Source organism: Formosa sp. F44 (assembly GCF_056238645.1).
In genome coordinates this window covers 364251-391058 of the sequence record NZ_JBWDLJ010000002.1, presented here as the reverse complement: position 1 = coordinate 391058, position 26808 = coordinate 364251, and the positions used below count along the sequence as shown (strand labels likewise).

Sequence of the window (26808 nt, the reverse complement as noted above, 5' to 3'; positions counted from 1 at the left end):
TAAATAAGACACAATGAAAAAAATCATATTACTAATTATAATCATAACCTTTAACAGTGCTTTGAGTCACGCTCAAGACGCATTAGCAAGTACATATGATTTGATGCCTTGGCCAAAAAACATACAGGATACGAAGCAAAACCTTCCTATTACTGAAAACTTAACCATTTCTATTGACGGTCCTACACAAGACCGTGTACACTTTGTGGCTACCTCTTTTTTAAGACGCCTTTCTGGTAGAACGGGTGTATTTACTAATTCAGGCTTCCCAACTTCTGCAAAAACCAATCCCAATGCAACGATTAAAATCAGCTATAAAAACGAAGGAAAACTGACTATAGACAACGACGAATCGTATCAATTAAACGTTTCAAATTCTGGTGCAACAATTACCGCAAACACAGATATCGGGGCTTTAAGAGGAATTGAAACCTTGTTACAACTTACAAGCAACGATGCTACTACATATTACTTTAAAGGCGCTTCAATTTCTGATGCACCACGTTTTGTATGGCGCGGTTTAATGATAGACGTGTCTAGACATTTCCATCCCGTACATGTGATTAAACGCAATTTAGAAGCTATGGCTTCGGTAAAGATGAATGTATTTCATTGGCATTTAATAGACGACCAAGGGATTCGTATAGAATCTAAAGTGTATCCGCAATTAACAGATTTGGCTTCAGACGGAGTGTTTTACACCCAAAACCAAATTAAAGATGTGGTAGCTTATGCTTCAAAATTAGGAATACGCGTCGTTCCAGAAATCGATGTCCCTGGACATGCCACAGCTATACTCACAGCCTTTCCAGAATTGGGAAGTAAACCGGGAGCCTCTTATAGTGTAGAGCGTTATTCAGGTGTTTTCGACCCGACATTAGATCCTACAAACGACAACACTTATGTTTTTTTAGAAAATCTATTTACTGAAATCGCACCACTTTTTCCTGACACTTACTTCCATATTGGAGGCGATGAAAACGAAGGAAAACACTGGGATGCTAATGAAAATATTCAGAAATTCAAAAAAGCGCATAACCTAAAAACCAATCACGATTTACAAACCTATTTTAATATTAAGCTTGAGAAAGTTTTAAATAAATTAGGTAAAAACCTAGTGGGTTGGGATGAGATTATGACGCCAACCATGCCAACAACCGCAGTGATTCACTCTTGGAGATCGGAAAACGAAGGGCTTCCAAAAGGAGGCTCATTAATTGAGGCCGCTAAACAAGGTTACAACACCATTTTATCTAACGGGTTTTATATAGACCGTATGGAATCTGTGATAAAGCACTATCAAAACGAACCAATTGGCGATATTCAATTAACAGCAGAAGAACAAGCACGTATTCTAGGAGGAGAAGCTACCATGTGGAGCGAACTTACCACATCGGAAACTATAGATTCTAGAATTTGGCCAAGAACAGCAGCCATAGCAGAACGCCTTTGGTCACAAAAAGATGTAAACGATGTAGATAATATGTTAAAGCGTTTAGACGTAATGAGCTACCGCCTGGAAGAATTAGGCATAACGCATATTAAAAACAAAGCTGTTCTTTTAAGAAACTTGTCGAATAATCAAGATATATCTTCTTTAGAAACACTAATGAATATTTGCGAACCACTTAAAATCTATTCAAGAAATCAAGGCGGAACGGAATACAAAACTTTCTCACCGTTTAGATTATTTGCAGATGCTTGTACTGTAGATGCTAAAGATGCCGTTAAGTTTAACCGCTTAGTAAAAAGCTATATGGCATCACCTACCGAAAACACTAAAGCAAAACTTATAGTGTATTTGAAGCATTGGTCTAAAAATTATGGGACATTTTCTAAATTAGAAAAATCGCCACTTTTAAATGATTTAGAACCACTGTCAAAAAACCTCTCTGAAGCGTCATCTATTATACTTCAGAAACTAACGAATAACACGCTTTCAGATTCAGCCAAAGCACAATTAAAAATCAATTTATCGATTTTAAATCAAGATCATGTAGATGTTGAGGTTGCTATAGTAGAATCTTTAGAAGCACTCTCTAAGCATATATAATAGTTTATTTGAATTGATTTGTTTGTAACCCCGATATTTTGATTAATATCGGGGTTTACAGTTTTTATTTCGACTTCAAAATCCTTAACATATTTAAATATTTTTAGCAACCTAATATAGTAACGCGCTGAAAAGTTAAAATTGAAAACTTAAACTTTAAATAACTTAGTTTACCCTAACTATACCTATTTTTATGTCTTGCCAATTTTTGACTTATAACATATGAGACCCGATTTAAAAGATTATGAGATTTTTTCTTTTTACAAGCATCTTAAGGAGAGATATAATAGTGAGTTAGAAAATTTTGTAACCGAAATTGTATTTGAAAAGAACAGTTACATTTACCAACCTCCCAAAGTAAAAAACTATATTTATGAGATTGTCACTGGAGCTGTCAAATTAGGTGGATATTCCGAAAAAGGAGATGAATACACGTATGACGTGGTACATACAGGCGATTATTTTGGTAATTTAAGATATTTAAACGGACAATTTTTTGAATTTTCGAAAGCGCTAATGGATGTAAAAGTAAGACTATACGATTTAGACTTTTTTAAACGAGAAGTTAAAAGTCATGCCGTTGCCGCTGAATGGTTTTTTAGCTACTTAACAAAAAGATGGTATATAGCCGAAAAGAAATTATGTAAAGTAAATGAGCGCTCCATAGTTGATAAGTTAAAATTCTTAAATACCATCTACACCATTAATGTTTTAGATGTAAAAGGCGAGCCTCATAACATACACTGTTTACTTACACAAAAAGACAAGGGTGACCTTATTGGGGCCACCCGTCAAACCATTGCAAATGCTTTAAAAAACAAATCAGTTTGTCTTAGTTAATATCCCTGGATATAGCACTCCTTTTTTTGATTCAAAATTTAAATCTAGTAATTCATTAATTATGGGAGCGATATCTTCTAACCCCATTTTTTCTATTGTTTTAGATTTTGAAATACCTGCTCCAAATGCCACAAATCCAGTTTCTATTTGCTTAAAATCTGGATAATATCCGTGAGTACCTCCTGTTCTTGCCGAAAGGATATCTCCATTTGTTTTAGAAGACATGGCAATTCCAGGTATAGGAGCTAAGGCTAGAACAGCATTAGGATCTGCTCCTATTTCATCTAATTCAGCTCTATCAACAACTCTAAATAATTTTTTGATATTAGACGGCAGTTCATCTAGTTTTTTTCTAACCTTTTCTACAGTTTTATTATCCCCTTTATTTTTAACCATTAAAAATGCCGAAGCCCCAGATGTGTGAAAAGCGACTTTCCAATTTCCACGATCTTTTTTATCTTCAATTAAACCTTCTTCAACCAACCAAATATTGGGACTAAGTGCAGAATGTATGTCTACAAAACCATGATCTCCTGTGATTATAAATGTGGTCTGATCTTCAAGGCCCGCTCTTATAGCCGCTTCTTTTATTTTACCAATAGCCCTATCTACAGCAGCTATAGAGGTATACACTTTTTCTCCTTCTCTCCCTTGTTCATGTTGGAAATGATCTACGGCAAAAAGATGAATGGACATAAAGTTTGGCTTGTAAGTTTCTAACGTATAGGCTGCCATTTCTCCAATTCTATCTTCCCTATTTAGATAATCGCCATTAAATGTTTTATCATTTAATTTACCAAGAACTTCTTCTTCCATTTCTTTTAGAAACCCCTCTGGACTCTCGAAATCTCTCATCGGCTTAATTTTTCCATAAGAACTGTCTAGATACCAATTTTCGGGTATGTTATAATCTATGTCGGCACCCACTGTAACTGGCCACATAAAACTAGCACTAGTTTTACCTGCTTCTTTTACTGCTGTCCATAATGTCTTTGTTTTAATTAGATCATATTCCCAATACCAACGCCCCGTTTGGCCTTTTTCTTCAAACGGACTGTTGTAATAAATTCCATGATCCATAGGGTATGAACCTGTAATTAAAGTCGTATGTGAAGGATAGGTTACCGAAGGAAATATGCCTCTTACACCCGTTGCAGAGACACCTTCTTTTACCATGTGTTTTAAATTTGGTACCGGCCATTTTTCTTCTAAATAAAATTCTGGTCTAAATCCGTCTACCGAAATCAGCACCACGTGTTGAGACATTTTTTTATCTTGTGCAAAACTCACTTGACACAATAACAACACTGTAAGTGCATATATAATTCTATAATTTTTCATTTTATTTTCTATTTGTTTAATTGTAAAAGCATGGAATTTATTTCATGTAAAAACAAACTCCATGCTACAAGTTGTAATATGTTTTTAATTGAAAGTATATCTTACACCTAATTGTAAGCGCCATGGATCTCCATTAATTGGCTCTGTTGAACTAGCTGTTTGTACCGAATAATCATAACTCTGGGTGGTTTGATCGAACCCTGTTATATTCATTAAATTTCTATTTCCGAAGTTATGTGATTGTCCCCAATCTTTATTTAGCATGTTCGCAAAATTGAAAATATCCATAGAAAACTCTAAACCATGCTTTTTATTCTTCATTTCAAATCTTTTGAGAAGTCTTAAATCTACTACAGCATAAAAAGGATTCTTTCCACCATTACGCTCGGCAAATCCACCATAACTATCTTTTAAATAGTCTTTAAAGCCTTGCGGAGTATCAGAATCGTTTAAAATTTGATTGTAACCATCAATTATTGACTGAGGAGTATTCGGATCGTTTGGATCGTATATATAAGCAATGTCGTTACTTAAATTATAGTCTCCGTTGGCACTTGTATTACTGTTTACCTTAAAAGAATATCTTGTACCACCTTGACCAACAATTTTTGCTCCTAGTGTAAATCCTTTCCATGTTGGTGTAGCTCCATTTATGATTAGTTTAGTATCGAAATGATTATCTGCGTAACCATAATTTAGATCTCTTGGGTCTCCGGAAACAGGTAAAAATGTTGAAGTATTTGCAACACAACAGTTATAAGAAGAATTGTCTTTAGACTTATTAAATGTGATACTTCCATTTACATATCCATCTGTTCCAATTTGTGCAGAAGCTTCTAAGACTAACGCAAGTTGGTCTAGTATCCCATCAGAAGTCATGACCAAAGTCCTTCCTACTTGATCGGAAATTCTTGAGTTTGTCCAATCTGAATTACCATTTTCAGAAATTGTATTTGCAGGCACAAATACTTCTCTTCCTTGCTCTGTGATAAAGTATGGTTCTTTAACAAGGTTTGCTTCCTGATAGGTATAGTTATTTTTAGTATGGCTGAATAGTGCATTAAAACCTAAACTATAGCGTTCTCCAAAAAAATGAGTGTAGCTTAAGTTTGCTTTGAAGGTTGTAGGCACTTCAAAATCTTTTCCTACAGCATTTATTGTTGAAAAAGGAGTAACACCTTCTGGTACTCCAGGTACTGTACTCGGATCGTTTCTGTAAGAATTAAAATCGGGTGTAGGAACATTTGCTCCAGTAACATCTATAGCACCTAATAACGTACCACTATTTTGAATATTATTTACTTGGGCATAATAATGTGGCTGAGCAGAAAATACTCCTCCTCCAAATTTTACGACATCCTTATTTTCACTCTTTACATTATACGTTAGCTGAAATCTAGGCTGAATGTTATTATAATCATCTAATGTTTCATCTGTTCGTATACCAAACTCGTCGTCTACTACTGGGTTATATTCTCCACTATCTAGAAATTTTGTGGCATCCCAACGCACACCAGCAACGAGGTTAAGGTCTGATGTAATATCCATTTCAACCTGAGCAAATAGCGATAAATCTAATACCGTTTGCTTTACCAATGGCAATCCCTGCAAAGGAACTTCTCTAGCATATCTAGAGGCATTCTGATTTTCAAAATCTTCTAAAGAATCAAAATAAAAACGTCCATTTTGCTCGTTAGACAATAAAGTTTCTAACGACGTAATCATATTATCTGTACCAAAGGTAAAATCGGCTTTATCTGTATTGATATAGGTTGTATTGATAAATTGCACCTGATTTTCAACATTAGTTTCAGGCGTATAACGTTGTCCTCCTAACTGCACACTTTTAGTACTATTGTTACCATTAGGTAGCACAGAAGCGACTTGCACTATGGCTCTAGGAATATTAGATTGAGGCAACTGCGTATTTGGTGTATACGATCTTTCGGCATGTTGGTATTGCAATTTAAATTCATTGGTTACCACATTGCTAAACATAGATCGTAACGATAACATTGTACTGTTTTCTAAAGAGCTAAAGTCTGAGTAAGTCTCTGCCATTTCAATACTAGAATTATCGCTAACACTAAATGGATTATCCCATTTATTATACAAATTACGTAACGTAAGTCTGTGCTTATCACTTATTTGCCAATCCAAACGAATAAATAAATTATTGGCTTCTGTCTTACGATCGAATTGCCCTGTTTGTTGCTCATCTGATAAGCCATAAACCTCGCGACCGATACTCTTAAAACGATCTAAATTATCTTGAGTTATCCCTAAGCGATTTTCGTCATCGTCGCTTTGTATGTCTGCTATATAAACAGGCTCTCCCGCATCTTGTCTCTCATAAACTCCAAAAAAATGAAGCTTATCTTTAATGATTGGTCCTCCCAAACTAAAACCAGATTGCGACGTATAGAAATCTGCTGTTCGCTCTTGGCCTTGAATGTTATATTTACTTTGTAAATTATCTGCTCTGTGATAGAAAAATGCACTCCCTGAAAATTCATTAGTACCAGATTTAGTTACAGCAGATACAGAACCACCACCCTGTCTTCCTTGGGTCACAGCATAATCGTTTGTAGACACTTCAAATTCTCGAATAGCTTCTTGAGATATGGTATACGGTCCACTACCAATATCGCCTGCAGTTAGCTGATTTCTAGCATTAGTCCCATCAATAGTAATGTTAGTTGATGTTCCTCTTTGTCCACTTAAATTATAACTTCCTCCACCTTGTAAAGGGGACAAACTTGTTAAATCAGAAAAATCTCTTCCTTCAGTGGCTAGTTTTTTAATTTGCGTTGCTCCAATTTTTGTCGATGCTCCAATTTGATCAATACGTTTAGTAATCCCATTTGTAGAAATAATTACCTCTTCCAAATTTGTAGAAGATTCTTGTAATGTAAAATGGATTACTACAAGATCACTAAGGTTTAACATGATTCCTTCTCGAATAGATTCAGAAAAACCTAAATATTTAGCTGTAACACTATATGGTCCTCCTAAAGGTAATTGAGGCAATTTGAAATCTCCATTATCATTAGTTAGTGTTCCAGAGATAAAACCCGTAGAGATATCTTTTATCATGATATCTGCTCCCATTAATGGTATCCCGTTTTCATCTTTCACAGTTCCTTTTATAGTTGCATTTGTCGCTTGACTGTAGGAATTAATACTTGTTCCGAATAAAAAAAGTAAGACCAAAAAATGGAAAGACTTTAAGTACTGTTTTTTCATTTGTTATAGTTGTTTTTAGTAGATGGTGAAAATAGATACACATCTAGCCTATCAAATGTTAGTTTTTAACATTTTACAACTACTTAACCTAAAATTTATAACTTGTTAATGCACCAGAATTAGAAACACTATAAAATTATTGCCCAAAATTTTTATCGGATTCTTGGAATTTAATTGCGGAAGAAAATTAAAACAGCCCTTTTCTAGTGCCCTAAGACAACACCACATCATAACTTATTTTTAAGGCGCGAACAACATCTGCTATTTCATCTTCATTAAGATGTCCAAATCCGAAACGAATAGCACAAGTATATTTATCCTGATAAAGAATAGTTTTTGGAATAAACACATTGTTTTGCTCTGCAACTTCGGCAAATTTAGCTAACGATATTTCAGGCTTAAACTGCAGCCAAATCGCTAATCCGCCAGAAGGTATTTCCCACCGAATTGCATCTTTAAACACACGCGATAAATGATGTATTAAACAATCGCGTCTCTGTTTATAAATTAAAATATTCTTTTTAACCAGCCTATTAATCTCACCTTCGGAAATTAATTCGGATAGCATTTGTTCCTGAATTAAATCCCCTTGTTGGTCCAACAGTTGCAGATAGTTTTTTGCTTCGGACACTAGATTTTCTGGAGCGACCACAAAGCCGGTTTGAAAACTAGGAAACAACGATTGCCCGAGCTTGCCTAGATAAATTACTAGTCCGTTAGCATCGGAACTTGCTAAAGGCAACATAGCTGAACCTTCGAACTGAAAATCGTAATCGAAGTCGTCTTCAATAATAGCGAACTTATATAGTTTAGCCAATTTCATTAACTCCAATCTCCGCTGTGCACTTAAGGTTATTGTGGTAGGATAATCGCGATGCGCACATATATAAACGCACCTAATTCGTCCCTTTACAAAATGATTTTTAATATAATTCACATCTAACCCATCACTGTCTACAGGCACCGTTCTTATGGATGCTCCAGCTTGCTGAAAAATCATATTGGCCGAATAATTACTCAAATTACCCACCAAAACAACATCGTTTTGTTTAATCAATAATTGAGAAACTATGTACAGACTCATTTCTGTACTACGCGTACTTATTAAATTATTTGGCTTTATATGGAAACCCCGAGTCGCATTCAAATAATTACACAACTGATTTTCGAATACAGAATACGAGCCATCTCCCGTACGATTCCATTTTTTAATTAACGGTTTACGCTTCATCGCGGCACTGTACCACCTCGAAAACTGAAATGTAGGATGCAATCGTAAATCTGGTTTTCCGTCATTTATAACATACTCGGCTTTTGTTGCCTGTGTGGTCGACGCTAAATGCATAGAATTCTGAAAAGGAAAACCTGTAGTTTCCGAATAGGAATAGGCCTGATTATACGGATAAGCCGACGCTTTAATTGTAGCCGTTTTTTGCTCTGGAACCAAAACAAACGTTCCTTTGTTGGGAATAATTTCTACCCAACCTTGTGAAGCCAATTCGTCGTAAATTGCTACAGCCGTATTTCTATGAATATCTAATAACTTGCTTAATACCCGTGTTCCAGGTAAGATCGTTCCGCTTAATAAATAACCGCGTTGGATTAGATTTGCAATTTGTTCTGACACTTGAATATAGATAGATTTTGACTTCGTTTTATCGAAATCAATTAACTTTTTAAAAAGCGCATCAACCGGACTATTCATTGTTTTATAACTGGACTATTTTAATAGTCCGTAAAGTTACGACTTTTGTATCGTTTTTAAATTTTTAACATGACACCAACCAAAGTAATAACAGTACTAAGTATTTTAACTTCAGCTTTAGCATTTTCACAAGAGCCTGTAGTCGAGGAACAATTAGAAGAGGTGATAGTCACTTCTAGCAGAATTGAACTTCCGTTTTCTAAGAATTCGAGATCTATAAATATAATAACGTCCGAAGTGATTAAAGCTTCTGCAGCAACCAATGTTGCCGATTTACTACAGCAAGTAGCAGGTGTAGATATTAGACGACGTGGTACTGCAGGAATGCAAGCCGATTTATATATTCGTGGTGGGAGTTTTGACCAAACCTTATTACTTATTGATGGTATTAAAGTAGACGATGCACAAACAGGCCACCATACCATGAATATGGCTTTACCAATAGAAGTTATTGAGCGTATAGAAATTATTTCTGGACCTGCGGCCCGTGTTTTCGGACAAAATGCTTTTACTGGTGCCGTAAATATTGTGACTAAAAAACATACCGAAGACCTTGTCACTTTAGATACTCAAGGTGGTTCGTTTCATACCTTAAACGCTGCGGTAACGGCAGGTGTTAATCTAGAAGACTCTAATCATATAGTGCATGTCTCACGCAATACATCTGAAGGCTACAGACATAATACGGATTACGATAATCAGAATTATTTTATAAAAAGCACCTTCAATAAAAATAAACTACCCATAACATTACTTACTGCATTTTCAGAACGCGATTATGGTGCAAATGGTTTTTACTCTACGCCATCGGCAACCGAACAATACGAGGAAACGCAAACGAGTTTAGTTGGTGTTTCAACCAAAATTAAAAGTAACGATTGGATTATTAAGCCACAGTTGTACTGGAGACGTAATCAGGATATGTATCTGTACGACCGTAACAATCCAACCGGCTATAGAAACCTGCATATAACAAATAAAGTTGGAGCACAAGTGAACGCCTCGTATACTTCAAATTTAGGAATTACCGGTTTTGGAGTAGATGCCGCGCAAGTGTATTTAGCAAGCAATAATTTAGGAGATAGAGATCGATTAATGACTACTTTATTTTTAGAACATCGATTCAAGTTTTTTAACGAACGATTAGATGTTACACCTGGAGTTGCAGTGACCTATTACTCCGACTTTAAATGGCATGCCTTCCCGGGGATGGATGTGGGATACGAATTAAGTAATCATTTTAAATTATACGGTAATGTTGGTTATACGTATAGAATTCCTACCTACACAGATTTATATTACAGCGATCCTACTACACTTGGAAACTCTAATTTAAACCCTGAAGAAGCGGTAGCGGAAGAACTTGGAATAAAGTTCAATAAAAATAATTTTAGTGCTTCTATTGCCTTATTTAACAGAGATTCTAGAGATTTAATTGATTATGTAAAAGATAATGAAGACGATCTTTGGCAAGCCACAAATATTGCAGAAGTGAATACTAAAGGAATTGATGTCTATGCAAACTATAACTTTCAAATTGGAGCATACACCCAAGGCTTAAATGCGTCTTACACCTATATAGATGACGAAATTCAGCAAACAGAAGCCAACTTTTCAAAATATTCTATAAACTCTTTAAAGCACCATTTTGTAACCCGTTTTACATCTCAATTTTTTAAAAACCTCTCTCAGACTGTTGTCTACAAATATGCCGAACGGACTTCTGGCGAGAGCTATTCTGTGGTAGATGCTAGTGTAAATTATACGTTTAGTGCCTTCGAATTTTCGGTAATTGCAAGCAATATTTTCAACACCGAATACACCGAAACCAACTTAGTACCAATGCCTAAAGGAAACTTACTATTTGGCTTAAAATACAATTTTAGATAAAATAATTATCTTACAATTTATTAACTTGCAGGTTTAAGCAATTATACTTTTGGAATTAAATCTTCAAGACATACCGCGCGTAAAAACCATTAGCAAAACGGATTTTATAACGCATTATTATAAACCGCAGAAACCTGTAGTTATAGAGCATTTTATAGACGATTGGCCAGCATACTCTAAATGGAGTTTGGACTATATAAAATCTGTTGCAGGCGATAAAATTGTACCATTATACGACGACAGACCTGTGGATTATAAAGATGGTTTTAACGAACCTCATTCCAAAATGAAAATGAGTGAATACATCGATCTACTCAAACGAGAACCTACTAAGTACAGAATATTTCTTTGGAATATTTTAAAAGAAGTTCCGTTACTTCAAAAGGATTTTACGTTTCCAGATTTTGGTTTACGCCTAATGAAAGGCTTTCCAATGCTTTTCTTTGGAGGTAGAGATTCGTTTACTTTTATGCATTACGATATTGATTTGGCTAATATTTTCCATTTTCATTTTGAAGGAAAGAAGAAGATAATCTTATTCGATCAGGACCAAAACAAATACCTGTACAAGGTCCCACATGCCTTAATTACCAGAGAAGATATCGATTTTAATGATCCTGATTTAGATAAATGGCCTGCTTTAAAAAAAGCTAAAGGGTATAAAACCGAATTAAACCACGGAGAAGTATTATATATGCCCGAAGGTTACTGGCACTATATGCGATACATTACACCTGGATTTTCTATGAGTTTACGCGCCGTTGCAAAACGTCCTAAAAACTTAAGTAAAGCCCTTTACAATGTGTTTATTATGAGAAATTATGATAACTTAATGCGACGCATAAAAGGTCAGGATTGGATAGATTGGAAAAACAAACAGGCTGTAATAAGAACTTCGAAATTTAATTCTTAAGTTTCGTCATAAAACTTATATTTGCCTCAAAATTAAGAACCCATGAAAAATCTATTTATTATCGCATGTCTATGCGTAGTTTCATTTGCAAATGCTCAAGCTTTTAAAGGAAAAGGTGATCAGAAATTTCAAATCGGAGCAAGTTTTCAGGACAACGGAACTGGAATAACTGGAACTTACGACTTAGGTATGGGCGAAAATATTTCGTTTGGTGTAGCAACCACATACTTGCTAGGTGTTAACAACAATTTAGATGCCGATTTTGGAGAGCGTTTCGATATAAAAGCTCGTTTTAATGCGAATTTATCTTCCGTAATTGGTATAGATGAATTAGACGTTTACCCTGGATTAAACTTCAGTTTAAATAACTTTGGTGCTCATGTTGGAGCGCGTTATTTCTTTTCTGAAGGTTTTGGAGTATATTCTGAAATCAATTTTCCAATTGCCAAGTACGACACAGGTTATTTAACTTCAGAAGAAAAATTAAACAATCAATTTGTATTTAATATAGGTGCTTCTTTCAATTTATAAGTCGTGTCTTTCTAAAAATATCTAAGGAGTTTCAATATATTTTGAAGCTCCTTTTTTTATTTAATCAATTCATTCACCTTCTCGTAAACCATAGGCGATTCCCAACCCCGGTACAATAAATAGTCTGCTAGCTTTTTCCTTTTTTTATATTTATTAGACTCTCTTAGTGATTCACATTTACGTGTAGCCAAAGCATCAAACACACCATAATAATCCAATTCGTCTAATTCTTTAAGACCTGTTTGTATATTAAATTTACTAATTTGCCTACGTTTTAACTCCATAGTTAAACGGTTTCTTCCCCAGTTTTTAAACTTAAATTTACCGCGAACATATGCCTTTGCAAAACGCTCTTCATTTAAAAAATTATGATTTAACAAATGCACAATAACCGCATCTATAGCTTCTGGAATCATGCGCATACTTTTTAATTTTTCTTGCACTTCTTTATGGCAACGTTCTTGGTACGCACAGTAATATTCCAAGGCAGATTTGGCTTCTTCGACCGTATACGTTTTATGAGTTTCCATGCTTAAATTTTAAAATATTTTTGTAATTACTTGATTTTCAGTGTTTTTTATTTTATTTTTAGATAAATCCCCTAAGAATTCAAATATACGTTACCACGATGAAACTAAGTTATACTACTACAATAGTATTATTTTTATCTGTGATATCTTTAGGATTTTCCCAATGTTTATCGGATAATTTTAATACAAACTATGGAAATTGGATGGAATCGGACACTTATCGATTACCAATTGCAGGTAATGAAGGAGATGGTGTTGGGTTTAATAATGTAAACGACTTTATTGTTACAAGTGTTGCAATTACAAACCCAGAAAGTATACAATTTAGTTTAGCACGATCTTCTGCTTCTGCCCAAAGAACACTAAGCATTCAATATAGTACTACAACGTCAGGCCCTTGGATAGAAACGGATAATATAACCGTAGGACAAACCACTGAAACGCATCAATTATTCTCCTTCAACTTAAATTTAACAGGCGATTATTACATCCGTGTTATAATGACACAAAGATCGGGTGGCTCTTATTATTTAGACGACATTTCTATTTTTTGTAGCGGAGCAAACGCTCCCGAGATACAACTTTTAGATGAATTTGGGAACCTCCAAAATTGTGGGTTTTCAATAGATTTTGGAAGTATAGTCGTAAATGCAACTGCACAAAAAACAGTCACCATAAAAAATACGGGAGATATCAATCTAATCATTTCGTCCTTAACGCTACCTTCTCATTTTTTGGTGACCACACCAACATTCCCTGTTAGCATTTCGCCAAATACAGAAACCTTACTTACCATTGCATTTAATCCCATAACTTCCGGGAATAGCAATGGCACTTTACACATTTTAAATTCAGATTCTAATGAAAGCGACTGTACCATTTTCCTTACGGGTCATGCCTTTGCACCCGCTCCTGAAATTGATGTCGAGCGCAATACCGAAGCCTCTATTCCGAATGGTTCGGAATCCAGTACTGGATACAACACTGTTTTTGCTTCTACCATTGTGGGAGAGACAACAGCTTCAAAATTATACTATATTCATAATGAAGGGCAATTAGATTTACTTGTTTCGGACATCACGTCCTCTAACCCAACAGAATTTCAAATAACCGTAAATCCAAGTCATTCCACAATTTCTAGTCAAACTAAAATGCCATTCGAAATTCAATTTTCGCCTTCATCTTCAGGTATCCGTACTTCTACTATTAGTATTATAAATAACGACGCAGAAGAAGCCCCTTATACTTTTGAAGTTCAAGGCACAGGAAAATGTTCTTCAGCACCACTTTTAGCTCAACCTAGCAGTGGACCACCAGGAACCATTGTTACCATAACAAATTCTAATTTCGGAACAGCAACTACAGCTAACATTAATGGTATTGTAGCAGAAATAAATATAATTTCAGACACTAAAATGGAAGTTAAGATACCTCCAAATGCAACTTCCGGAACCCTAAGTATAACGAATGATTTGGGATGCAGTAATGCCACAAACTTCAACATTATTGCTTTAACAGCTATTGATTGCGACGGGAATAATGCCTATACTCCAACCAATCTCTTTATTAGCGAAATTACCGACCACCCTAGCGGATCTCATTCTTATATCGAGATTTATAACGGTACTGGATCTGCTGTAGACATGGAAGATTACAGTATCGAAATTCATTATAACGGCTCCACTATACAAGACATTATGTTTGAAGAGGCTACCTTAAATAATCAAGATGTTTTTGTGGTTGCTTTTGGTGCAGGAGATGCCGAAAATTCCAATGCTACTCACGGGTACGATCATGTAAGTACGCTCGTTGGAATTAACAACAACGACAATATTCGCTTATTGCACAATGACAATTGGATAGATTTATGGGGAAATACTTCCGGATCACCTTTCACTATTTCACAAAAAGGATATACTTATAGACGCAAAAATAACATCCAAAATGCACCAAGTACAACATGGAATCAGAACGATTGGGAAGCTTTTCATACGGTTGATTATACTGATATTGGCACTTATAATTATTATTCGGGAATTCCTCCGTCAATTTTAACGCAACCTACAAACAACAGTTTGGGCTGTAGTTTATATGTTGAATTCTCGACAGTCGCAGAAGAAGGTTTTATTGGACAAAAACAATTGCAATATCAATGGTATTACAATCCTCCCGAAAGCGATATTTGGACGGAAGTTATCGACGACCTTAATCACGATGACCCCCAAACATCGACCTTAAAAATTTTAAATACGATTGAAACCAATGGAAACCAGTATTATTGCAGGATATTGGAAGATTCCAACTTATGTTATACCGCGACAGCTACCGTTAAAGTTTCTGTCAAGGAAAGTATTTGGACAAATACCGGTTGGCAGAATAACATAGAACCAAACGTAAATTCTTTTACGGTTATAGATTATGATTATAATACGGTTACAAACGGAAACATTACCACATGTGGCCTGTATATCCCACTAGGAAAATCGTTAGTTATTGATATAGAATCTTATGTAAAAGTGATTAATAAACTGCACGTCGAAGGTGAATTAATTGTAAAAAATAAGGGCTCTTTTGTACAAGAAGACGACTCTGAGATTATAAATTCCGGTGTAATTACGGTTGAGAAAGAAACAGCTGTTTTAAACGCTTGGTACGAATACACCTACTGGAGTGCTCCCGTTGCTAATGAAACATTCGACCCCGTTTTTAATAATTCTCAACGATTATATTGGTATAACGCGTCTAACTTTGTCGATATTTATAAGGAAGAAAACAATAATAACGCCCAAGTACTAGGCCAAGACAATGTAGACGATAATGCGAACGATTGGCAAGCTATTGAAGACAATACAGATATAAAAAGAACCGATAATTTAATTCCAGGAGTTGCTTATGCCGCTACACACTCTGAATTAAATTTTACACCAGGAGCGAAATACACCTACTCTTTTTCCGGAAACTTTAACAACGGCAACATACTAACAGCTGTAGCAAGAAATGATGAATCACGTTTAGACACCAATTTTAATTTAATAGGAAACCCCTACCCTTCGGCCATAGATGTTACAGCATTTTTCCAAGCGAATGTACACTCTATTAATGCCAATGGAACTCTAGAAGGCGCCATTTATTTATGGTCTCATGACACCCCGCCATCGGATACATTTAATGGAAATGATGTCTATAATTTTAGTCCTTCAGACTATGCCATAATTAATGGTTCCGGATCGATTACTGCTCAAGAAGGCACCGGTACAAAACCGGATAATTTTATTCCGTCTTGTCAGGGCTTTTTCATTCAATTTTCAGACAATTATCCAACATCTACAGGACATGTAGTATTTAATAATGCTATGCGCGTAACAGATAAAAACACACAGTTTTTTAGAACTTCAAAATCTAATAAATTATGGATTAATTTAACTTCAGATAACGGTGTTTTCAGTCAGACGTTAGTAAGTTATATTTCTGGAGCAAAAGACGAATACGATGGTAGTTTTTATGATGTAGACACTTACATTTCTAAAGATGTTACGGCAAAATTATATACAACCATGCCTAATACAGATAAAGTATTTAGTATTCAAGGCAAAGCGTTACAGAGTATTAATAATGATGAAAAAATAAATTTAGGATTACACCTATCTATTAAAGTACCTACAATTTATAAACTATCTTTAGATGATTTTGAAGGCGAATTTATATCTCAAAACGAATTGTTCTTGGAAGACACTTTTTTAAACACGTATCACGATTTAAAATCTTCACCCTACACGTTTACATCCGAACCGGGAACCTTTAACAATCGCTTTAATATCACCTTTAAAGCACCCACGTTAAACCTTGAAACAGTTGATAATACTTCATCACAATTCGAAATCATTCATTTGCCCACTAACGACATTATATTTAATCTCGAATCGGACCACATTAAAATGCACACTATAGAGATTTTTAATATGTTGGGTCAGAAAATACAGCATATAAAACCTCAAACAAATCGTAATATTTTTAATGCTATTTCGTTAAACCAAGGAACCTACATTGCTGCTGTGAGCTGTAATAATTCAGTTTATTTTAAGCGGAAGTTTATTAAGAAGTAATGCTCCTCTTATAAGGCGTACTTCACTGCCAAAATTAAGTTTCTTCCTGCGCCAGAAATTCCCGATGAATAAGGTCGGTATCGCTGATCTGTGATGTTTTCTAAGCTTGCAATTACGCTAAGATTTGGATTGAATTTATATTGCGTGCGTAAATTAAAAGTATACCAAGACGGTGTATAGGGATTCCCGTCCTCATCGGAGGCATACATATAATCTTTACTCTGTTCTGATGGAGCTAAATCGTTATAAGACATCTTATCATTATACATGGCATAGGCATCGATAGTAAATTTATTATTCTCCCATGTAATATGTGTGTTTCCAAAATCTGGTGCGGCATGTCTTAAAGGCAACTCTTCCTCATTTTCTAACTCATAACCACCAACCACATTATATTGCGACGTTAATTTTACACCTTTAGCTAACTGAACAAGAATTCCCACCTCGAAACCATAAATACGAGCCTCGGCAGCGTTTTGCATAGATTGCACTCGGCTAGATTCTCCGTTATAATCGATGTAAGAATTGCCATCTAGTTCGGAGTCTCGACGCACCAATGCATCATCTAAAAACGTATAATAAGTTGCGGCATCTATTATAACTTTATCTTCAAAATTTAAGCGGACACCTAAATCTCCAGTATAGGCATATTCTGGATCTATATCATTATTTGGTACAACGACTGCGCCTGGCTCAGAATCGAAAACTTTACCAATATCGTCTATATTTGGCGCTCTAAAGGCTGTCGAAAAATTTAATTTCCACTGAATTATTTCGGCAGGAATCCAACTAATTCCAGCCGTTCCTGTTAATGCCCCTGTATTCACATCTGTCGATTCGAATGGTAGGTTTAGGAATACATTATTTTCTTTAAAATCTGCATGAGCTAAAACATGATTATAGCGTAATCCTGTTTGCAAAACAAATTGAGAACTCGGTTTATATTTAAAATTAGTATACACAGACATCGAAGACCAATCGGAATCGTTTGGATACCTAGACAGTGCCTTTATAGTCGTGTTATCGTCTATATTTTCCTGCTCACCAAAGGAATTAACTTTATTATAAACATACTCTACACCGTAAAACAATTGGGTCTTTAAACTAAGTTGTTTCTCGAAATCTATATTGGCAGAGATAGCATCTACGTCTTCATTTGTAGAATTTCGAAGTGGCGATTGGTAATCTCTATCAATCCTACTTTCTTGAAAATTCTGATAAGCTACATTGGCTTGAAACTTATCGAAAAACATAGAATGACTACTTAATTTAGTGACCTGCAAATTAGACATAAACCAACGTTGTGGCCCATAATTCCATTCGGCCGAACGTAATTCATCACCTTTATATCGAATTAACCTGTCGTATCTAGAATAATCTGAAGTTGTAGAATAATACAATCCTAGATCGAAATTTAAATCGTTTCCTGGCTCAAATCGCACCTTTTGCATAAGATTTATTTGGTCGTACCCTGTTGGTACTTGAACTTTAGGATTTGGATTCGCAACAATATTGTCTACACCATTTTGTGTAACTACATATTCTGGCCTTAAGTAATCGTCTGGACCGTGACTTCCCATTCTTAAGTCGTCGAAATCGGTATAACTCACACTACTTAAAAACGCCCACTTTTTCAATCCGATATTAAAATCTAAATGACCTGTTTTTTCATCATTTGCGGTAGCATAACGAGCCACAGCATTCGCCGAGAAATCCATTTCATCGGTATAAGACAGTTTTGTTTTTTTAGTATAAAAACTCATAACACCACCAATGGCATCACTACCATAAACTACCGAACCGGCACCTAAAATCACCTCTGTATGTTCGATTGCAAAGGGATCTATCGAAATTACATTTTGTACATTTCCTGCTCTAAAAATGGCATTATTCATTCGAACACCGTCTACTGTAATTAATAATCTGTTTGTAGACAAACCACGAATCATGGGGCTTCCGCCTCCCAACTGGCTCTTCTGAATATATACATTACCAGTGTTTTCAAGCAAATCTGCGCTAGTTTGCGGATTATCGAACGTGATTGCTTCGGCAGAAATGGATGCTATTTTTTGAGGAATATCGCGTTTGCCTTGCTCGAATTTTGAAGCTGAAATAACAACCTCATCAAGTCCTTCGGTTAAAGGTTCTAAGGACACACTTAAAACTGACTTTAATTTTAATTTTTCGATAGAAAAATACTGAAAAGATAAATGTTTAAAGAAAAGTATTTCATTATCCTTAAACTTATCAAGTGACACCACACCATTTAGATCTGATATTTCACTCTGTGATTTATCGGCATTATAAATAGCAACACCGGAAATAGATTCGTTGGTTTGACTATTTAAAACGGTAATATTTTGAGAAATACTTGATAGGGAAATGAGGAAAAAAAATGCGAAAAGTAATTTTAAATTCATACAGAATCTTTGGTCGGTTATTAATTAAATACTTGATTAAAAATGGATAATGATTTTGGTTTTTTAAAATGACCAAGGTGTAATTCGTAATACAGAAGCAATAGGTCTAAAACCGATTGTCGTTGTTTGGAACCCATTTTAATTGTTTTTAGGTCATCAAAAAGCATGCCTAATAGAAGCTTAAAAATCTTTAAATCCTCTCCAGTTACAGAATAAATGCTTGTAGACTGTTTCTCGAATTGACCGGTACTTAAATTAAAGTAATTATAGTGTATGTTGGTCGTGTCTGGATAACACCCAAGGAACTTTGTTAAATGCACCAAAAATACCAAATGAAAGTTAGCTGAATCGGTTGTATTATCTAAAATATTTAAAGAAGACTCGATATATTCAAACAGTGCTTCGTTTGCTTCTTCCTCTTTTAAAGCCATTGCCAAAACATCGGCAATAAACATAACAATAGCACTCTTAACAACCTCGGTATGAAGCGTGGCATAAAGGGTATTAATTTTTACGTCTTTTAAAGTTTGTAATGATCTATTATCCTTAATATCTGCTTCGATTTGTATTTGAGAAAGCAACTGAAAATAAGCCACTTTAGCATTTCCCTTTCTACTTTTTAAGACACCTCGTAACAAGAAACTAACCACTCCAAAATCTTTGGCATAACAACGCACTATAAGATCATTATCGCGATACTTTAATTTGGATAAAACAATGGCAGGAGAAGAATAAAACATTATCGAATAACCATTAATTTAAGCACTTTCGTTTCGAAAGTTTCGGTATCCGAAAGCATAATTAAATACACTCCAGAACGCACTACATTATTGGCTAAATTTTTACCATTCCAAAATGCCGTTCCACCATCAATTTCTAGATTTGAACCTCCAAATCTGGAATTTACATTGGCTTGAGCTTCTGCAACTAAATTCCCTTCGACATCTGTGATTTTTATATTTACGCGATCTGTTAACCCTTTAATTTTAACAAGCTCGTCTACGATATTAAATGTTGGACGCACTGGATTTGGATACACATAAGCATCGTTATAATCGTCTTTAGTTTCTGAGCTTCCTGAATAAAATGCGACTAAACCACTTTCTGTAGCTATAAATACTTTTCCGTTGGAATTATCGATACTAATATCGGATATATTATTTGAAGGAATGGGAGAATTATCTTTTGTAAAATGATAAATGGTTTCTTGTCCATCTGAAGAAAAGTAATAAACACCAGACCCGATTGTACCGATCCATTTATTATTAGAGCCGTCAACTTCTATACTCGTAATATATTCTTGGTCTAATAATTCTTTAGCAATACCGTCGTCTAAAATGATAATTTCACTTACCTGAACATTAGGATCTGTAAAGAAAGAAGATGTATTATAGAGCACTCGCAAACCTCTTCTAGTACCAATCCATAATTGATTACTTTTATCTAAAGCTAAGGCAGATACTTTGTTATCAGGCATATTTTCAGATTCATCTCTAATGCCCTTAATCTTTGGGTTTCCTGAATTATAATCGTAACCAATTAAACCATATTTAGTACCTCCCAACCAGAATACTCCAGCATTATCTATTACAACGTCCGAATAACCAGCCTCTGCACTGGCAGCATTTCCATATAAATCTTCAAAACTATATGATTTCCATTGATTGGAATTTGGGTCGTAAGATTTTAATGGATTTAACACTAAGCCACTTAAGGTCCATAAAAGCCCATCGTTATCGAAAGTAGAAGCGTTTACAAAAACACTTTCTGTGGAGCCATCTACAGGTTCTAACCCGCTATTATTAGCATCAAATAACATTGTACTAAAATCATTATCTACCTCTAATACGCCATCGATCTGAGAACTTATATATACCTGACTAATTTTATTAGGATTAATACTTATTGTATTTAAACTTCGTGCACCTAAAATACTATCTGTTGGAATATTAGACCACGTATTATTTTTAAAATGACTAATTCCTCTAGTTTTTAATGAAGGATTATACGGATTAAACGTGGCTGAATAATCCCCATAGGTAACCCACGTATTGTTATATGCCGCTTTTATAGAAAAAGGAATATTCATTAATGGTCCGTTAGGACGAATTTCTTTAAACACATTAGGATTTGCAATCGGAGTTTCTAAAATTCCCAAACTGCTCGAACCAATATAAAAACTATTTATTGTAGTAATAGCCGCAGTAAAATTGGTTTGTAGATTAGTATCTTTATTTACCTCTGCTATTAAATTGAAATTTTCATCGTATAAATACACCAGGTTTTGGGTAGTTATAACAAGTTCGTTATTGGCGGACTTCACATCTAACGGGTAACTTGAAAATTGTTTTAAATTACTAAGTGTAGTGTTTTCTACTCTAAAAAGGACTCTGTTAGTATTTACAGCATAAACATTACTCGAAACAGCCTCTACGGCAGCAAAACTACCATTCGCAATTTTAGTCCATTGCTTATAATCGATTAAATTACTGTTGCTAAGTTCTGCTCGTTTTAGTCCGGCTTGATCAAGTCCTGCAGCGAAAATATACCCATCGGAAATCGTGGTTTGGGAAATAATACTTTGTGCTCCAAAATCACCTATAAAAAACGTGTCTCCAAATTCTAATCGATTTAGGTTATAAACCGAAATCCCATAATTGGTTGAAATATAGAGTTGCCCCATATATTCATTAAAATGATTAATTCTTTTACTTGTTGGAGGTATGGCTGGCTTATCAACTATATCTACAACGTGTAACACCCTCGAATCTTCTTCTAATAGAATATCTATTAAACCATTTTCATACCCAATAACTAAAGCTTTAAATTCTGCACTATAATGTAGTGTCGAAATCAATTCTCCAGTCAGTCCCTCTATAGTAGAGAGTATATTTATTTCCTGAGTTACAATATCATATGTAAATACCGCATTTTCCGATGCCACATAGATTTTATTCTCGCTCGCCGTTACATCTTTTATGGTATGATATGAAAAATGCCCTTCCCAACTATCTGAAAAATCTTGCGCCCATGTAATTAAAGGGCAAACGAATAAAATAAGGAGAAGAATTCTTTTAAACATATATGATTTTTAATATTTCAAATATATTTATAAGTAACGAGTTTTTATGGTAAAATAATATATTAAAGAAAAAAAGCTTCCCGTTAGGGGAAGCTTTAAAAATTTTTAACCTTCAAAATCCATATCGTCTCCATCTCCTTCTCGCTCTCCGCGTTCCTGACGACTCTTTTGCTGATTGAAACGGTATGTAAATGCTACATTAAACGAGCGTTCTCTTCGTTGATATTCGCTATCGCTAATGTATGTTTCTGTTGTAGAAAGTGTACTTCTTTTCATAGAGTTAAACACATCGTTAACATTTAATGTTATAGATGCATTTTTGTTAAACACCTCTTTACTAAATGCTAAACCACAATAAAACATGCCGTCTGTTTCATTCTGTGCATCTTCACTTGGACCTCTATACATAAGTCGCGTTTGCCATTCTATATCGGCTGGCAAAGTAACTTTGTTATTCAATCTAACAAACCAACTTAGGTTATCTGCATCAAAATTAATTCCGTTATAATCGCCTCGAGTTATAGAGTTAAAGAAATTAAAATTTGCATTCACGTTCCATTTCTTACTCGCTCTATATGTAGTTGTAAACTCGAAACCATAGCGATCGTTTGTTGCTAAGTTAATTGGCGAACGCTTAATTACAGGTATTTCTGTTCCACCTACAAGTACTGTTTCCCCAGTGGCTTCAGATATAAATGTAAATACATCTGTTGAATGTTGGAAGTACACAGAACTATTTAAAGTCAATTTTCCTAATTGATTTAAATATCCTAAATCTACAGAAGAAGAATAACTTGGATCTAAATCAGGGTTACCTTGAAATAAATTTGTAGCACTACTTCTAGACGGGAATGGATTTATATATCTTGATCTTGGTCTTCTAATCCTTCTGTTGTAACCAAACATGATGCTCTGGTCTTCAGAAATCTCGTAACCTAAATTTACCGTTGGAAACAAGCCTAAGTAATCTTTCTTTTCGTAATCATTACTAGTAACTTGATCTATAGTTATTCCTGTAGATTCCATACGTAGCCCTAATAAGTAAGAAAATTTATCTTTTATTTTATTACCATATTGACTATATACCGCATTTATACGCTCTTTGTAAATTAAATTATTGCTCACGTCTGTATCGACTACAAAGTCAGAACCATCATTAAAAGCTAAGGTATAATCTGTATCTAAAGTATTGAAATTCCCACGGTATCCGAACTCAAACTGACCATCTTCTCCAATAGGTAATACATAATCTGCTTGTAACAAAACCTCTTCTTGATTTTCTAAAGTTCTTACTTTTTCTGTATCAAATCCATTTTCAGTAATAAGAGAATTTTCGTCTTCTGTAGTATCTTCATACTGGAAATCGAATGTTAATTTATGTCCTGGAGCATCAAACTGCTTATCAAAATTCAATGAATACTGGATCGTTTTATCATCTTCACTCTCTGGATCGAAACGCAAAGTTTCATTTATTGTATTTCCTAAATTATCTACTTCGAAAATATTATTTGTAGTATTCGAACTGTTGTCATTGTTTTTATAAAATACAGAACCTGTTAAAGACGTATTATCGGTGATGTACCATTCTACTCCCAGATTAGTATTTAATCCTTTTGTAACTCTGTCGAAATCTCTGTATTCATTTAAATAAGTATCTGGAAGGTCGTTTATAATATTACCTTCATCATCAAACTCATAATTAAAATAGTCTGTTTCGGTAGAAGAATTTCCAGGAGATTCTCTATACGAGTAGCCTGTAGTATTAAAGAAGTTAAAATCGCCTGTTCTGTAGTTAACATTTCCAGAAATCCCCGCCATATCTGGGTATCCAGCATTCGCCGTAATAGAACCGTTAAATCCTTGTAGTTTACTTCGTTTTAGAATGATATTTAAAATACCACCTGTTCCTTCTGCGTCATATCTAGCAGATGGAGACGTAATTACCTCAACACGTTCTATCGCATCTGAAGGCAATTGGTTTAGCGCGTCTGTAGAATTTAAACCAACTAAACCTGATGGTTTTCCATTAATAAGAATTGTAACGTTATCGTTCCCTCTTAATGCAACATTTCCTTCTACATCTACAGAAACTGAAGGCACATTATCTAAAACATCGCTTACTGTACCACCACTAACCGTTAAATCTTGGCCTACATTATAAATCTTTTTATCCAAACGGATATCTACTGTCGTTTTTTCGGCAATAATTTCAACCTCAGCTAAAGACTCCGTATCTAAAGCCAAAACTATAGTTCCTAAATCGGTGTTTTGTGATAAATTTTTATTTTGAATGGTTTGCTTTTTGAATGAAATATATTCGAAAGACACATTATAAACACCCATCGGAACAGGAATACTAAATTTTCCATTCATATCTGTAATCCCTCCGGTTACTACGCTATTGTCTTTACTGTTTCTAAAGGCAACTGTAGCATATTCTAAAGGTTGCTTAGTTTCTTGATCAATGACAACACCCGTTATTTTAACGTCTTTGCCTGATTGTGCTTGAGTATTAAAGCAAATTACCAAAATAAGTAGACTGAAAACTACTTGTTTTATCAAATTCATAAATTTATCTTTTAATTAAGTAAGACCACAAAGAACGAATTTGGTTTAGTCAATTTTAGTTAAAAGGTTGTTAAAACAAAAAAAGCCTATAATTGAAGAGTTAATTATAGGCTTTTAAATTTATAAAATTTTAGTAATGTCTTGAGGAGGCCTACCAATTACGGCTTGGTCTCCATTTACAACTATTGGGCGTTCTATAAGTTTAGGATGCTTTATCATGACTTCGATAATTGCCTCGTCTATAAGGTTTTCATCTCTAAAATTCTCTTTCCAAATCGCTTCATTTTTACGAACCAAATCGATTGGCATAATGTCTAATAAATCGATTATATGTGTAAGTTCGGCTTTAGTAGGAACGTCTTCCAAATATTTTACAATTGTAAAAGGTTTTCCTGAAGCTTCCAAAATATCTAGAGCCTCGCGAGATTTACTGCATCTGTTATTGTGATAAATTGTAATCATAATTAATTGTGATTATAAGTTATTAGTATCTTCTGTTTTTTGTCCCATCATCATTAAATAGGCTTTTAAAAAGGCATCTATATTACCGTCCATTACTGCATCTACATTACCGGTTTCGTGAGCTGTTCTAACATCTTTAACCAATTTGTAAGGATGCATAACATAGTTTCGAATCTGACTTCCCCACTCTATTTTCATCTTCCCAGCCTCAATATCTTCTCGTTGCGCCAATTGTTTTTGTAATTCAATTTCGTACAACTGAGATTTCAACATTTGCATTGCTCGAGATCTGTTATCGTGTTGCGAACGCGTTTCTGAACATTGTATTTGAATACCTGTGGGCTTATGTAAAAGTTGCACTTTAGTTTCAACTTTATTCACATTTTGTCCTCCGGCACCGCTAGACCGGGCCGTGGTAATTTCAATATCTGCTGGATTAATATCAATTTCAATGGTATCATCTACTAATGGATACACATAAACCGAAGCAAAACTAGTATGACGCTTGGCATTACTATCGAATGGAGAAATACGCACCAAACGATGCACGCCATTTTCTCCTTTTAACCAACCGAAAGCAAAATCGCCTTCAAGCTCTAGGGTCACCGTTTTTATTCCGGCCACATCGCCAGCTTGATAGTTTAACTCTTTGACTTTAAATCCGCTTTTTTCCGCATACATTAAATACATGCGCATAAGCATATTTGCCCAATCGCAACTCTCTGTACCTCCTGCTCCTGCTGTAATTTGAAGCACCGCACTTAAGCTATCGCCTTCTTCAGACAACATGTTTTTAAACTCGATATCTTCCAAAAGTGTTTGAGCCTTATTGTAATGAGCTGTAACCTCTTCTAGACTTGTATCTCCTTCTTTGTAGAATTCGTACATAACTTCCAAATCGCCAACTAAGGCCGTGGCAGTATTAAAATCTTCTACCCATTTCTTTTTAACACGAAGCGATTTCATAATCACTTCTGCAGCTTTAGAATCGTTCCAAAAATTAGGATCGAAGGTTTGCTCTTCTTCGTTTTGTATCTCTATGAGTTTGACATCTATGTCAAAGATATTGCCTTAACGAGGTAAGGCGGTGTGACAGATCTTTTATTTGATCTAAGGTTATCATA

Annotated in this window: 16 protein-coding genes; 6 read left to right on the top strand and 10 right to left on the bottom strand. The window is 34.9% G+C overall.

The window, feature by feature from the left end; all coding sequences use genetic code 11:
* The first annotated feature begins 13 nt into the window (after positions 1-13).
* Positions 14-2053, top strand: a complete 2040-nt coding sequence (locus AC0UBM_RS06665; RefSeq protein ID WP_475688120.1) for a beta-N-acetylhexosaminidase — start codon at positions 14-16, stop codon at positions 2051-2053.
* Positions 2054-2275: 222 nt separating this feature from the next.
* On the top strand, positions 2276-2893 hold the full coding sequence (locus AC0UBM_RS06660) for a Crp/Fnr family transcriptional regulator (RefSeq protein WP_475688119.1): 618 nt from the start codon (positions 2276-2278) through the stop codon (positions 2891-2893).
* Here the strand turns inward: AC0UBM_RS06660 and AC0UBM_RS06655 are convergent.
* The 3 genes from AC0UBM_RS06655 to AC0UBM_RS06645 form a co-directional block, all read right to left on the bottom strand.
* Positions 2876-4234: an alkaline phosphatase family protein gene (locus AC0UBM_RS06655; RefSeq protein ID WP_475688118.1), complete on the bottom strand. Its 1359-nt coding sequence runs from the start codon at positions 4232-4234 to the stop codon at positions 2876-2878. The genes AC0UBM_RS06660 and AC0UBM_RS06655 overlap by 18 nt on opposite strands.
* 84 nt (positions 4235-4318) lie before the next feature.
* The gene (locus AC0UBM_RS06650) at positions 4319-7480 is read right to left on the bottom strand and encodes a TonB-dependent receptor (RefSeq protein ID WP_475688117.1); all 3162 of its coding nucleotides are present in this window, start codon (positions 7478-7480) and stop codon (positions 4319-4321) included.
* A gap of 211 nt (positions 7481-7691) precedes the next feature.
* Positions 7692-9185, bottom strand: coding sequence for an aminotransferase-like domain-containing protein (locus AC0UBM_RS06645; RefSeq protein WP_475688116.1), 1494 nt, complete (start codon positions 9183-9185; stop codon positions 7692-7694).
* Positions 9186-9254: 69 nt separating this feature from the next.
* Between AC0UBM_RS06645 and AC0UBM_RS06640 the strand changes: the two genes are divergently transcribed.
* The 3 genes from AC0UBM_RS06640 to AC0UBM_RS06630 are packed head-to-tail and all read left to right on the top strand — an operon-like array spanning position 9255 to position 12519.
* Positions 9255-11075, top strand: a complete 1821-nt coding sequence (locus tag AC0UBM_RS06640; RefSeq protein ID WP_475688115.1) for a TonB-dependent receptor plug domain-containing protein — start codon at positions 9255-9257, stop codon at positions 11073-11075.
* A 49-nt stretch (positions 11076-11124) separates the two neighbouring features.
* A complete protein-coding gene (locus AC0UBM_RS06635) occupies positions 11125-11988 on the top strand; it encodes a cupin-like domain-containing protein (protein WP_475688114.1) in 864 nt (287 codons plus the stop codon).
* Positions 11989-12030: 42 nt separating this feature from the next.
* Positions 12031-12519 (top strand): DUF6646 family protein, encoded by a 489-nt coding sequence (locus AC0UBM_RS06630; protein ID WP_414035705.1) that lies wholly within the window; start codon positions 12031-12033, stop codon positions 12517-12519.
* 56 nt (positions 12520-12575) lie between these two features.
* Here the strand turns inward: AC0UBM_RS06630 and AC0UBM_RS06625 are convergent, their stop codons facing one another.
* A complete protein-coding gene (locus AC0UBM_RS06625) occupies positions 12576-13049 on the bottom strand; it encodes a regulatory protein RecX (RefSeq protein WP_475688113.1) in 474 nt (157 codons plus the stop codon).
* 98 nt (positions 13050-13147) lie between these two features.
* Between AC0UBM_RS06625 and AC0UBM_RS06620 the strand changes: the two genes are divergently transcribed.
* Complete coding sequence (locus tag AC0UBM_RS06620; RefSeq protein WP_475688112.1) at positions 13148-17152, top strand: choice-of-anchor D domain-containing protein; 4005 nt, start codon at positions 13148-13150, stop codon at positions 17150-17152.
* Between the two features lie 8 nt (positions 17153-17160).
* Here AC0UBM_RS06620 and AC0UBM_RS06615 read toward each other — a convergent pair whose 3' ends face one another.
* The 6 genes from AC0UBM_RS06615 to prfB all read right to left on the bottom strand — a co-directional run bounded on the left by AC0UBM_RS06615 (position 17161) and on the right by prfB (position 26807).
* Positions 17161-19572, bottom strand: coding sequence for a TonB-dependent receptor plug domain-containing protein (locus AC0UBM_RS06615; protein WP_475688111.1), 2412 nt, complete (start codon positions 19570-19572; stop codon positions 17161-17163).
* Between the two features lie 20 nt (positions 19573-19592).
* Positions 19593-20312, bottom strand: a complete 720-nt coding sequence (gene recO / locus AC0UBM_RS06610) for a DNA repair protein RecO (RefSeq protein ID WP_475688110.1) — start codon at positions 20310-20312, stop codon at positions 19593-19595.
* Positions 20312-22654, bottom strand: a complete 2343-nt coding sequence (porZ, locus tag AC0UBM_RS06605) for a type IX secretion system anionic LPS delivery protein PorZ (RefSeq protein ID WP_475688109.1) — start codon at positions 22652-22654, stop codon at positions 20312-20314. The genes recO and porZ overlap by 1 nt, the downstream gene beginning before the upstream one ends.
* Before the next feature lie 105 nt (positions 22655-22759).
* A complete protein-coding gene (locus tag AC0UBM_RS06600; RefSeq protein ID WP_475688108.1) occupies positions 22760-25222 on the bottom strand; it encodes a TonB-dependent receptor in 2463 nt (820 codons plus the stop codon).
* Positions 25223-25342: 120 nt separating this feature from the next.
* Entirely contained in the window at positions 25343-25684 is a 342-nt protein-coding gene (arsC, locus tag AC0UBM_RS06595) for an arsenate reductase (glutaredoxin) (protein WP_475688107.1), read from the bottom strand.
* Between the two features lie 12 nt (positions 25685-25696).
* Positions 25697-26807 (bottom strand): peptide chain release factor 2 gene (prfB, locus tag AC0UBM_RS06590; protein ID WP_434037352.1). Its coding sequence is split into 2 segments (ribosomal slippage): positions 25697-26743 and positions 26745-26807, totalling 1110 coding nucleotides; the frame shifts between segments, so codons are not numbered across the junction.
* Between the last annotated feature and the right edge of the window lies 1 nt (position 26808).

Excerpts from the sequence above, each read along its gene's own strand:
- AC0UBM_RS06640 (WP_475688115.1), top strand. The coding sequence starts at position 9,255 with ATGACACCAACCAAAGTAATAACAGTACTAAGTATTTTAACTTCAGCT.
- AC0UBM_RS06665 (WP_475688120.1), top strand. The coding sequence starts at position 14 with ATGAAAAAAATCATATTACTAATTATAATCATAACCTTTAACAGTGCT.
- AC0UBM_RS06630 (WP_414035705.1), top strand. The coding sequence starts at position 12,031 with ATGAAAAATCTATTTATTATCGCATGTCTATGCGTAGTTTCATTTGCA.
- recO (WP_475688110.1), bottom strand. The coding sequence starts at position 20,312 with ATGTTTTATTCTTCTCCTGCCATTGTTTTATCCAAATTAAAGTATCGC.
- AC0UBM_RS06655 (WP_475688118.1), bottom strand. The coding sequence starts at position 4,234 with ATGAAAAATTATAGAATTATATATGCACTTACAGTGTTGTTATTGTGT.
- AC0UBM_RS06660 (WP_475688119.1), top strand. The coding sequence starts at position 2,276 with ATGAGACCCGATTTAAAAGATTATGAGATTTTTTCTTTTTACAAGCAT.
- AC0UBM_RS06645 (WP_475688116.1), bottom strand. The coding sequence starts at position 9,185 with ATGAATAGTCCGGTTGATGCGCTTTTTAAAAAGTTAATTGATTTCGAT.
- AC0UBM_RS06615 (WP_475688111.1), bottom strand. The coding sequence starts at position 19,572 with ATGAATTTAAAATTACTTTTCGCATTTTTTTTCCTCATTTCCCTATCA.
- arsC (WP_475688107.1), bottom strand. The coding sequence starts at position 25,684 with ATGATTACAATTTATCACAATAACAGATGCAGTAAATCTCGCGAGGCT.
- AC0UBM_RS06620 (WP_475688112.1), top strand. The coding sequence starts at position 13,148 with ATGAAACTAAGTTATACTACTACAATAGTATTATTTTTATCTGTGATA.
- porZ (WP_475688109.1), bottom strand. The coding sequence starts at position 22,654 with ATGTTTAAAAGAATTCTTCTCCTTATTTTATTCGTTTGCCCTTTAATT.
- AC0UBM_RS06650 (WP_475688117.1), bottom strand. The coding sequence starts at position 7,480 with ATGAAAAAACAGTACTTAAAGTCTTTCCATTTTTTGGTCTTACTTTTT.
- AC0UBM_RS06600 (WP_475688108.1), bottom strand. The coding sequence starts at position 25,222 with ATGAATTTGATAAAACAAGTAGTTTTCAGTCTACTTATTTTGGTAATT.
- AC0UBM_RS06625 (WP_475688113.1), bottom strand. The coding sequence starts at position 13,049 with ATGGAAACTCATAAAACGTATACGGTCGAAGAAGCCAAATCTGCCTTG.